Origin of the sequence: Micromonospora sp. NPDC047707, assembly GCF_040704235.1 — a bacterium.
GTDB lineage: Bacteria > Actinomycetota > Actinomycetes > Mycobacteriales > Micromonosporaceae > Micromonospora.
Window position 1 is genome coordinate 14,807 of the sequence record NZ_JBEYSU010000047.1, and the last position, 10,543, is coordinate 25,349.

Genomic DNA, 10,543 nt, shown 5'->3' on the forward strand with positions numbered 1-10,543 from the left:
TGCACCTGCTGGAACGCCGAAACAATCCAGACATCCTTGCCCACAGCGGGCCTCGGGCCCGACACCGGCGGAGCACCATACGTACCCCGATAACCCTTCTCGACCGCCTCCGCAGCCGCAGCGAGCACCTCCACAGAGGTCGAGGCTCGCTCGGTTCCTGCGCCACTGGAGGTGTTGCAGGCCGACAGCGCAAGTGCGCACACCAGAAGCAGAGCGACGCTGACCGTTCGCCGCCGTTGTCGTTCCATCATCACGTTCAGTCCTTGCCTTGGGTACGGACAGCTACCGGTATCGGGGTGGGACGGCGGTGACCCACCCGATTTCCGGTTCGATCAGGGCAGCGAGTCGGATCAGCGTCGCTTCGTCGAACGGTGCGCCAATGAGTTGCGCACCGACCGGCAGCCCCTCTGGGGAGAAGTGCACCGGCAGGCTTATGGCCGGCAGGCCAGTAACGTTGCAGACAACGGTGAACGAGACCATCCGTATCTCGGTCAACCGAGGGCCGTTGACGTTCCCATTCGCCTCGGCCAGGACCGATCCGAGCGCCGGGGGGACGCACGCCATCGTCGGGGTGAGCAGAAGATCGAAGTCTCGCCCCCACTGGGCGACAATCTGCCGCGACTCGCTTTGCAGGAGGGCGCTCGCCTGGACGTACTGTCCTGCGTGATACTGCTTGACGTGTTCCCGGCGGTACCCGTTGTACGGCTCGGCCAGCTCGGGATCGTCGTATCCCGGCGCATACAGCGCCGCCGCCATGATGATGTTGACGTAGCTGTCCGCTGCCTGTTGGCTCAGCATGATCGGCTCTACCGGATAGACGTCGTGACCCATCCTCTCGAGCAGGTTGGCCAGGCCTGTCGCAGCGGCCACACAGTCCGGGTCGACGGGAAGCCCGGTTGGAGCGTCGAGCAGCAGCCCGACTCGGAGTCGGCCGGGTTCACGGCCAAGTTCGGCGGAGTACGGCCGTGCCGGCGGGGGCGCTTGAAACCACCCGTGCGGGTCTGGCCGCGAAATCGCGTCCAGGATCCCCGCCGTGTCTTCGAGGTACCGGGTGATGACACCCTCGCTCGTGCCGTACTCCCACCACGACTGCAGGCGCTGGGGAACTCGAGCACGGCTTGGCTTGAGCCCGACGAGACCGCAAGCTGACGCCGGCATTCGTAGGGAGCCCCCGCCGTCGTTGCCATGTGCAACCGGCGCCATTCCGGCGGCGACAGCCACAGCCGCACCACCACTCGAGCCGGCCGGCGAATAACCGGGGTGCCAGGGGTTCGCGGTATTGCCGTAGCGGAGATTCTCCGTCACCGTCATGGGCCCCATCTCGGGTGTGTTCGAGCGGCCCATGAAGAGGAAACCGGCCTCGGCGAGTCGGTCCACAACCAGGTCGTTCTCTACACGCGGTTCGGCCGACACGGCCCGGGAGCCCATGGTGTTGGGTTGTCCCGCGACCGAGGTGAGGTCCTTGATGGGGATCGGAACCCCATGGAAGGGCCCCAGAGGCTCCCCGGCCAACACAGCCCGCTCGGCCTCCTCCGCGGCGGCCTTCAACCCCGCGTCGTCACGCCAGATGATCGCGTTGAGACCGCCGTTGAACCGATCAATCCTGTCGAGGTAGGTATCAACCACCTCTGCCGGGCTCAAATCCCGAGCTCTGATCGCCCGGGCAATGGCTGTTGCCGACATGAAAGGATCCATGGTCCTGGTTCCTCTGCGATGCGTGTCGCGGCAGCGGACGCGACAACGGCGGATGCGTTGCGCCCCTGGTCCATTCTGTGATGGTTTGGTCCAGGGGTGACCGTCGGCGAAGCGCCGGGTTGACCGGCAACATGGCCTCCGACCTGCAGTTTCTCAGGTGTGAGTGAAGTTACAGACGCGTCCCACCCGGTGCTAGATTATTCTGCCATGAGGAATAAGCCCCCCTATCCCCTTGCCTCCGTCGACAACGCCCTCCGGCTGCTGGAGGTGTTGCGAGACAGGGGCCGGATTCGGGTAAGTGATGCTGCGGACGAACTCGGCGTCGCCCGATCGACGGCACACCGGCTCCTCGCCATGCTGGCCTACCGCAACTTCGCCATCCAGGACGAGAGCCGAGGCTACATCGCCGGCCCCGCGCTGGCGGTCTCGAGTGTCGGTGGCAGCCCGACGCTCCAGCAGTTCCGCCGGGCTACGCTGCCGTTCATGGAAGCCCTGTGCAGTCAGGTTGGGGAGACGGTCAACCTCATGGTGCGGGTTGGCACCCAGACCCGGTTCCTGGCCACCGTCGAATCGGCCCAGCTGCTGCACGTCGGTGACCGGCAGGGCGCCGTCCTGGCGGCGCACAAGTCATCCGGCGGTAAGGCCCTGCTAGCGGCGTTGAGCGAGGATGAGCTCCGATACCTGTACCTTGTCAAGGACACCGGCAAGGCAGGCAGGGCCGGACCGAGCATCGGCGGCAGGGGGCAACAGGAGCCTGTCGATGGGGCTACCAACGTGCTCTTATCAGAGGAGTTTCAGGACCTGATGCGGGAGCTCCACCTGGTGCGCCAGCGCGGGTACGCTCTCAACCAGGAGGCCACGGAGTCGGGCGTATCGGCCATCGGACGCCGACTGATCGCCCGGTCTCTCCATCAGGTCGGCGCGCTTTCCATCTCAGTGCCGAGCGCTCGCCTACCAGCCAGCAGAGTCGAGGTGCTGGCTGAGGCGCTGCGTGCGGCGACGGACGCGGCGGAAGCGGCGTTCGAGAACTGATCGCCACCCCGCAGAACCGTCAGCATCGATGGACCACTACCTGATACCAATGCACGACCAGATCCGGTTTGGTCTACAGATTGGTGTACGATTTACCCCTGGTGGGCGTGTTGCGTAGATGGGAGACGGCCGTCACGCGATCCTTCGAGACGACCAGGTCAGGGACTGTAAGACAAACAGGGGTGACTGACCGAGAACCGGGCACAGGCGATGAGCCGAGCGTCGGACGTCTACGCGGCAGGTGTCATCGCGTTTCGCCTGCTCACCGGGGAACTGCCCTTTGCCACCTCGGCGGATCAGTTTCGCAAGGGCAGCGTCCTTCCATCCGACGTGATGGCCGCGGCGGGGCTCACCTCCGAACTGGCCGACAGCGGGGGGCTCCTCCACCCAGTGGCCCGACTACCGCAATCTGCCGGCGGGCTACCAGCTGACGCGGAAGTTCACCATCCGCCGAAAGCTGGGTACGGGATCGTTCGGCACGGCCTACCAGGCATACGACAACCTCGCTGGCGTCGACCGTTGTCAAGATCGTCCACCGAGACCGGGAGTCGGTGATCGAGCGGCTGAAGGTCGAGTACCAAACCCTGCTGCGTCTGGCGCCGCATCGCAGCGTGGTCAAGGTCGAGGGGGCGGACTACCTCGACGGAGGCGAGATTCCCTACCTGGTCTTCGAGTTCATCGACGGACAGCAGGTGGACCTTCTGAAAACCAACCGAGCCCTCGGCTCCGCCGACACGGTGCGCCTCGGCATCGATGTGGCCGAAGCGGACCTCAACGGTGCCGCCGACCTGTTCGACCCGCAGGTGCGGCCATATCGCGTCGACCGCAGCCTCTTCACCCCTCGGGCAGATCGAGAACCTCCGCGAGGGTCATCAGATCAGCACTTCTGATCTCACCGAGCATTTGCTCCGGGTCGAGTGAGACATCAGCATGGCGGCAGTACACGTGGATCCGTGCGGGCACGGGAAGAGACGCTACCAGGGAGCCAGCCCCGATCCCTGGCGCGCATGATCACAAGCGACAGGCGACGCGCCGAAGTCGTTTCGCTGCACCACGTATGCGTGGAGCCCCTGTATGAAGTGGTCCTTCGACAGATCAACTTCATAGGGGCTCCACGTGCCTGCAAGTGTCACATACACCGCGGTCCTCAACGCGCGCCAGGAGACGGTGCTGTTCGTATCGAGCCTGCTGTACGCCGAACGCCGGCGGCGAGGCACCCGCGCCCGGCGGCGGGCGTTGACCTGCTTCCAGCAGGCTGTGCTGGTAGTGCAGGTGGTTCCTCGACGCCACCCGCCTCAAGCAACTCGCCATGGACAACGCGATCTCCGTGCCGACCGCCTACCGCTGCCTGCACGAGGGCATCAACGCACTGACCGACCGCAAGCCCGCGCTGCACAGCGCACTGCTGGCAGCGAAGATCGCAGGCTACGGCCACGTCAACATCGAAGGCAGCCTGATCTACACCGACCGGTGTGCCGCGCCGGGGACCCACGCTCGGGGTAGACCTCTGGTGGTCTGGCAAACACCATCACCATGGCGGCAACCTCCAGGTCGTATCCGCCCCGGACGGCTGGCCGCTGTGGACCTCCGAGGTGCGCCCGGGCCGTGAACACGACACGACCTGCCTGCGCGCTCACCCCGAGATCCTGCCCGCGCTGCGGGCGTGGGACCGACGAGGACCTGCACGCCCTGGCCGACCTGGGCTACGAAGGCGAAGCCAAGAAGACCGCCCGCACCAAACTCACCGACCAGGTCAAACAACTCAACTGGCTACAGGCCCACGCCCGAGCACGAGCCGAACAGGCCAACGCACTGCTCAAGATGACCTTCAAGGCACTACGCCGAGTCAGCCTCGAACCCAGCGCGATCGGCAGGATCGTCGCGGCCGCGCTCGTGCTGCTGCACGTCGAACACAGACGAACAACATGATCATCCAGCGTCACAGGCCGTTACCGAGAATGGCTCAAGCTCCGTCTGGAAGTGCGGCCGCGCCGGCGCCCGGCCGGCCGGCTCTCACCTCATCCGGGTGGTGCCGGATCACCCGCTGCCATTCCATCATGTTGAGACGGAAGCGGGGACAGGAGATACGGGATGGTCAACCTGACAAGACGGTTCTTCGACACTCTCGATCGTCGCGGGCACGAGGACGTTCTCGCGGGGATCGAAGGCACATTGCGCTTCGATCTCTCCCATGACGGCGACATCGAACACTGGACTGTCGCCATCCGGTACGGCGCGCTCCACCTGACCCAGGAGTGGCACGAGGCGGACTGCGTGGTGCAGACGACACGAAGTCTGTTCGACCGGTTTGCTTCTGGTGCGGCCAACCCCTGGTCGGCGTGGTTGCGTTACCAAATCCGCATTCGCGGGAAGTTCATCCTGTTCAGCTACTTCGCACGGCTTTTCCCTGGCCCGTCCGACGCCCGCCATCCGCGTGCCTTCTCAGACGAAGGGGTAGCTCAGTGAGCGACGAAATGGTGCGGATCCTAGACGGCAACGTATTCGTCGTCTGCGACCGGCAGGGCAACTTGCAGCGATCGTCTACGTTTCCCGTAGGTTACTTCGCTTTCGACACCCGTTTCCTGGCCACCTGGAATATGACAATCAACGGGGAGCGCCTGCAAACACTGTCGGTGGACAATACCCACTACTACGAGACCCGCTTCTTCCTCGTTCCCGGCGCCCCCAGTCACTACGTCGATGCGGACCTGTCGATCATTCGACACCAGTCGATAACCCGCAGCTTCGAGGACCGGGTGACCGTCTTCAACCACCGAGGCAGGCCCGCGGAGATCACCATTCGCGTCGAGGCCGGTAACGACTTTGCGGATATTTTCGAGATCAAGGACATACGGCAGAAGAAGGGCCGGCACTACCGGAAGGTGGAAGACGGACGACTGCGGCTGGGCTACGAACGAGATACTTTCCTGCGAGAGACCCTGATATCGAGTTCCGCCCCTGCGGCGGTCGACGAGCAGGGGCTAACGTTCAACGTCCGGATCGAGCCTCATGGCACCTGGCAGACGGTCCTGCACGTTGAGGCACTCGGGGACGGTGTCGAACTGCGCGCCAGTCTTCAAGGCGAGAAGCGACCGCGTCCAGAGGTTCGGAGTGAGATTGACGCGTGGCTTCAGCGCATTCCCCGCTTGGACAGCGACAGTGAGGCACTAACCGCGACCTATCGCTGCAGTGTGACCGACCTCGCGGCACTGCGGTTCGTGGCCCTGACCGCTGGGGGACAGAGCATGCCAGCGGCGGGTCTCCCCTGGTTCATGACGATCTTCGGTAGAGACAGCATTTTCACCAGTCTTCAGACTCTTCCGTTCACGCCGGACCTCGCCGCGACCACGCTGCGACTTCTGGGCAACTTTCAGGGCCGCAGGCTGGACGACTTTCGGGAGGAGGAACCGGGCAAGATATTGCACGAACTGCGCTACGGCGAGAGCGCAGCGTTCGAGGAACAGCCGCACTCCCCATACTACGGCACTGCCGACGCCACGCCGCTGTACGTCGTACTACTCGACGAGTACGAGCGGTGGACCGGCGATGGCGAGCTCGTTCGGCAGCTTGAGTACTTCGCCCGCTGCGCACTCGACTGGATCGACCAGTACGGCGACATCTTGGGCACTGGATACATCTGGTACCAACGGCGGAACGAGGAAACGGGCCTGGAGAATCAGTGTTGGAAGGACTCCTGGGACGGCATCTCCTACCGGGACGGCAGGCTACCAGGCTTCCCGCGCGCTACCTGTGAGATTCAGGGCTACGCCTATGACGCGAAGGTGCGCGGTGCGCGCTTGGCTCGACAGTTTTGGAACGATGACGCGTATGCCGACCGGCTAGAACGGGAGGCCGCCGAGCTCAAGCACCGGTTCAATCGGGACTTCTGGTTGCCTGATGAGGGGTACTACGCTGTCGCGCTGGACCGCGACGGCACCGCCGTCGACTCGTTGACCTCGAACATCGGTCATCTGCTTTGGAGCGGCATCGTCGAACCGAAGCGCGCGTCGAACGTCGTCGAGCACCTACTCGGGCCCCGTCTATTCACCGGTTGGGGTATCCGCACCTTGGCCGAGGGCGACGACCGCTATAACCCCGTCGGTTACCACGTCGGCACTGTCTGGCCGTTCGACAACTCCTTTATCTCCTGGGGGCTGCGGCGGTACGGCTTTGCCGAGGAAGCGGCCCAGCTGGCCGAGGGAATGATCGAGGCGGCGGCGTATCTCGACGGCAGGCTCCCGGAGGCCTTCGCCGGATATCAGCGGCATTTGACGCACTATCCGGTGCAGTATCCGACCGCCTGCAATCCCCAGGCATGGTCCACTGGTACCCCGTTGTTGCTGCTCCGCACGTTGCTCGGCATGGAGCCCCGCGACGGACAGTTGTCGACCGATCCCGTGCTGCCCGCCAGTATCCAGCGCATTGAACTGCTGGACGTTCCCGGGCGGTGGGGCGTCGCCAGCGCGGCGGGACGTCATGGGTAGCGGCTGGACGAGCGGCGGACCGCTCGACCGTTTAGTTCGGCAACCGCGATTGCCCGAGCCATGCGTGAGGCGTAGCCGGCGTAGGTCGTAGGTCATCTGGTCGGGTCGGTAGTCGCCGCCGAGCAGCCCGGCGATCAAGACACGGAGGTTCTTGTTGGTGAAGCCGGTTGCGGCGAGCAGAGTGTGGCAGAGGGCGCCGGTCAGGGCCATAACCCGAGGATCGCCAAACCGCAGGGCCGGGGTCCTGCCACCCGCCGGATCAACGGTGGGGTGCGCGATCCGCTCAAAGGCTGGACTCGCGAGGACGCAGCCCTGACCGACACGTTCAGCCTCCAGGATTCGCCGGTTGCAGGCACGGGCCTTGGTCTGCAGGTCGTCGAGGTTGTGCAGGCGGGCTTGGCAGCCCAGGTCGCGGGGGCTGTTGATGACGGTCTCGATGCGCATGGCGCGGCCGTCTTTGAGGTACTGCTTGATGCGGGAGTGCCGGTAGAACACGTTGAGCAGGACGTCGCCGTTGTCGCGGCGGTCGATGGCGGTGCGGAACGTGCCGATGGTGTCGCGGCGTACCCGGCGGCCGAAGATGATTTCGACGTTGTGGAGTCGGCCGAGGTCGAGGTTGTCGGCGATGAGGGCTTCGAAGAAGCCGCGGGCGTGGCGGGGTGCGTCGAATACGATGGTGCGGGAGATCTCGACCTGGCGCAGCCGGATCTCTTTCTCGCGGATGCTGACCGACGAGTTTGATAATCGCGTAGCATGATGGACCGTCACGATTCGTCGATCCGAGAGGCTTTTCACCCCACTTGCGAAGCCTGCGAACCGGACACCCTCTACGTCCTCACATGACTGATTGTCGACCGCGGAAAGCCGACATCTCCCTTTCAGTGCGGACTACGATTCAACAAACTCGGTATCACGACGGCGGGAGGCTCGTATGGAAGAACGCGAGCGGGAGCAGGCATTGTTGTCAGCGCTGACAACCGAGCGCAGTGCTCTACAAACCGCACATACTGGAACGATCATGGAAGCGAACGGCCGACTCACGGTATTCTTATCCACGCTCTCGGCGGCACTGATCGGACTGGGACTTGTGGTCGACCGACGGTCCGTCATGGGACCGTTCCTCGCGGCGGTCCTGCCCATTCTGCTGACCTTGGGCGGGTTCACCTTTTTTCGGCTCGTGCAGACCATGACGGAGAGTGACCTTCTTACACTACGGATTCAGGAAATCCGAGCCTGGCATCGTGATCAACTAATGCCGCAGGGCGGGTATTTTTCCCGGGTAGCCCCGAGGGAACAAGATGAGACTAAGGCTACTTGGACTGCCGCAGGCGCCAAAGGTCGGTGGTGGCAGTTTCTGTTTACAGCAGCGGCTATGGTGGGGGCTATCAACGCGTTGCTGCTTGGAACGGTGGTTACTATTGCGCTTACAGCTGTAGGTGTGACGCCGCCGGTCTCGGTCCCAGCCGGCGTGGGGATTACGTTTCTCGTCTTCGGTGCGCAATTATTCTATATCCAGCAACATACGCCGGTTTTCCGCCCCCGCGCTAATAGCTCTTAGCCTGGCCTGTGTCGGGTTCACGGATATCGGCTGATCATGCCCACAGCCCTGAACAATCATCCTCTTGTTTAACGATCTCGTGCGCAATTGCGAGGGCTTTGCGGGCTACCGTGATGTGGATCGCTTATCAGGTGATCATGCGGTCGGATACCAGGCCACGCGTGCTGACGTACCGGTGGTGCGCCGGGGCGTAGTTTCAGCGGCGGAGCTGTAACCTGGTCGGGGTGGTCCTTGGCCAGTCCTTGGTAGCCGGCGACGACCAGAACTTCCACCTGTGGGTAGGCGTCGAGCAGGGCGCCGATGCCTTCGACGCGGGCGGCGGTGGTGTCATGCATCCGCCCCTGGCCGGTGTCCACCGCACCACAGGGTCGCCCCGTGCTCGTCGGCCACCACGGTGGTCTTGATCGTGTTTTGTTTCGCCTTGTCCGAGACGAACGCCTTGCGGCCAGGCCGGCCCCGCACGGGGTCGGCGGACCCGGATCTCCGTGGCGTCCAGCCGCAGCGTGACACGCTCAGCGGCAGCGTAGGCGAACACGTCCGCCAGGGTGTGCAGCCGGATCCCGCTCGGGCGGGCGAACCCGTGACAGGCCAGCAACGGCCGGACCTGACCGATCGCCCGAATCACGGCCGAGCGGTCATCCACCACCCCGAACGCCACCGCCAGGGCCTCGTGCGGCACCCCCAGACGCAAATGAGCCAGGGTAACGACAAAGCCGATCAGCAAACCGCAGCGTCAACCGCCGACCGGCTCCAGCCGCCCGCCGCCGGTGACTACCCGACGAGCGTACAGCCGGCCCCTTCTCGCCCGGACAACCACACCACACGCAGCTCAGTTTGCAGCAGGCGCAGATGACGGGCGGGAGGATCCCGGTGAACACGGGATGGCTGAACACAACGACGCGCCCACCAGACCGACACCCGAAGATCATCACCCACACCGGATCAGCGCCACCGACCCTCCTATTGCACACAAGGTCGTAAGGAAGAGGGTCAATGCCAGACGCTCTCTTGGTGATCGGTGTGCATGATGCCGGTTCTGCTGGTAGCTCCTTGCCTCGGCCTTGGTACTGTTCGCCGCGAAGGCACCGGAACATCCGGCGGACTCTCGCGGGTGAGGGGCGTTCGGCTCGTGTCGGTTCCTCTTAGTAAGCGTCGTCGGGAAAGTAAGTTACCAGTCGCCGGTGCGGGCGAGTCGGCGTGACATGGTCATTACCATGCTGATGTGGATCATGGCTTCGTAGTGGTTCGGGCGGGCCTCGTAGTCGCGTACGCAGCGGCGATACTTGCTGATCCAGGCCAGAGTCTGCTCTACCACCCACCTTCGGAGCCAGCACTACGAAGCCGGGTTCGCTGCGTTTGACGATCTGGATGGCCAGGGTCCCGGCAGACTTGCCGGTTTGGTCGATCAGGCGTTGCGGTTGCGGCAGGCGGGGATGCAGCCGTTTCCAGCTGCGAGCGGTCGCGGTGCCTCAAGGCTGGTGTCAGTCACCGTGATCACGTCGGGCTCGCCCCAGCTGGTAGGTCGCCGAAGATGAACTCGCGGACCGCGGCGGGGTGGCGCAGCGCGGCGCAGCACTCAATTAGAGCGCATCCGGTCCAGCATTCTGCACCGGCAGGGTCGCGCAGCAGGTACGCAAGTTGGCTTTGGCGATACTCTGCGAGGTTCCAGCCTCTTCTTAAGCTCCTAACGAAATGATGTTGGGCGTATCCGGTGAAGGTGAGGGTCGTTCTGTCTGGGTGTGAGGAGGGGGTGAGCAGCCGCCGTGGATCGAGT

General features: G+C 64.1%; 9 protein-coding genes and 3 pseudogenes. 7 read left to right on the forward strand and 5 right to left on the reverse strand.

The window, feature by feature from the left end; translation table 11 throughout:
• Both AB0873_RS29105 and AB0873_RS29110 read right to left on the reverse strand, forming a co-directional pair.
• Positions 1–254 (reverse strand): hypothetical protein (locus tag AB0873_RS29105; RefSeq protein WP_366603705.1); only part of this gene is annotated, 254 nt, incomplete at its 3' end.
• Between the two features lie 28 nt (positions 255–282).
• Entirely contained in the window at positions 283–1,695 is a 1,413-nt protein-coding gene (locus tag AB0873_RS29110; RefSeq protein ID WP_366603706.1) for an amidase, read from the reverse strand.
• 207 nt (positions 1,696–1,902) lie between these two features.
• Between AB0873_RS29110 and AB0873_RS29115 the strand changes: the two genes are divergently transcribed.
• The 7 genes and pseudogenes from AB0873_RS29115 (at position 1,903) to AB0873_RS29145 (ending at position 8,769) form a co-directional block, all read left to right on the forward strand.
• The gene (locus tag AB0873_RS29115) at positions 1,903–2,727 is read left to right on the forward strand and encodes an IclR family transcriptional regulator (protein WP_366603707.1); all 825 of its coding nucleotides are present in this window, start codon (positions 1,903–1,905) and stop codon (positions 2,725–2,727) included.
• Positions 2,728–3,278: 551 nt separating this feature from the next.
• Positions 3,279–3,617 (forward strand): hypothetical protein, encoded by a 339-nt coding sequence (locus AB0873_RS29120; protein WP_366603709.1) that lies wholly within the window; start codon positions 3,279–3,281, stop codon positions 3,615–3,617.
• 226 nt (positions 3,618–3,843) lie between these two features.
• Positions 3,844–4,656, forward strand: a pseudogene (locus AB0873_RS29125) (transposase family protein).
• 162 nt (positions 4,657–4,818) lie between these two features.
• Positions 4,819–5,193 (forward strand): SCP2 sterol-binding domain-containing protein, encoded by a 375-nt coding sequence (locus AB0873_RS29130; protein WP_366603710.1) that lies wholly within the window; start codon positions 4,819–4,821, stop codon positions 5,191–5,193.
• Between the two features lie 8 nt (positions 5,194–5,201).
• A complete protein-coding gene (locus tag AB0873_RS29135; RefSeq protein ID WP_366603718.1) occupies positions 5,202–7,211 on the forward strand; it encodes a glycogen debranching N-terminal domain-containing protein in 2,010 nt (669 codons plus the stop codon).
• Positions 7,212–7,394: 183 nt separating this feature from the next.
• Positions 7,395–7,952 (forward strand): hypothetical protein, encoded by a 558-nt coding sequence (locus AB0873_RS29140; protein WP_366603712.1) that lies wholly within the window; start codon positions 7,395–7,397, stop codon positions 7,950–7,952.
• Positions 7,953–8,142: 190 nt separating this feature from the next.
• Positions 8,143–8,769, forward strand: coding sequence for a hypothetical protein (locus AB0873_RS29145; RefSeq protein ID WP_366603714.1), 627 nt, complete (start codon positions 8,143–8,145; stop codon positions 8,767–8,769).
• Positions 8,770–8,837: 68 nt separating this feature from the next.
• On the opposite strand, the gene AB0873_RS29150 is transcribed toward AB0873_RS29145, so the two are convergent.
• The 3 genes and pseudogenes from AB0873_RS29150 to AB0873_RS29160 all read right to left on the reverse strand — a co-directional run.
• The gene (locus tag AB0873_RS29150; RefSeq protein WP_366603720.1) at positions 8,838–9,125 is read right to left on the reverse strand and encodes a hypothetical protein; all 288 of its coding nucleotides are present in this window, start codon (positions 9,123–9,125) and stop codon (positions 8,838–8,840) included.
• A gap of 233 nt (positions 9,126–9,358) precedes the next feature.
• Positions 9,359–9,493: pseudogene (locus tag AB0873_RS29155) on the reverse strand (transposase family protein); the annotation flags it as partial.
• A gap of 531 nt (positions 9,494–10,024) precedes the next feature.
• A pseudogene (locus tag AB0873_RS29160) lies at positions 10,025–10,151 on the reverse strand (IS5/IS1182 family transposase); the annotation flags it as partial.
• Positions 10,152–10,543 lie beyond the last annotated feature (392 nt).

Coding starts and splice junctions, on each gene's coding strand:
- AB0873_RS29130 (WP_366603710.1), top strand. CDS start 4,819: ATGGTCAACCTGACAAGACGGTTCTTCGACACTCTCGATCGTCGCGGG.
- AB0873_RS29110 (WP_366603706.1), bottom strand. CDS start 1,695: ATGGATCCTTTCATGTCGGCAACAGCCATTGCCCGGGCGATCAGAGCT.
- AB0873_RS29135 (WP_366603718.1), top strand. CDS start 5,202: ATGGTGCGGATCCTAGACGGCAACGTATTCGTCGTCTGCGACCGGCAG.
- AB0873_RS29115 (WP_366603707.1), top strand. CDS start 1,903: ATGAGGAATAAGCCCCCCTATCCCCTTGCCTCCGTCGACAACGCCCTC.
- AB0873_RS29145 (WP_366603714.1), top strand. CDS start 8,143: ATGGAAGAACGCGAGCGGGAGCAGGCATTGTTGTCAGCGCTGACAACC.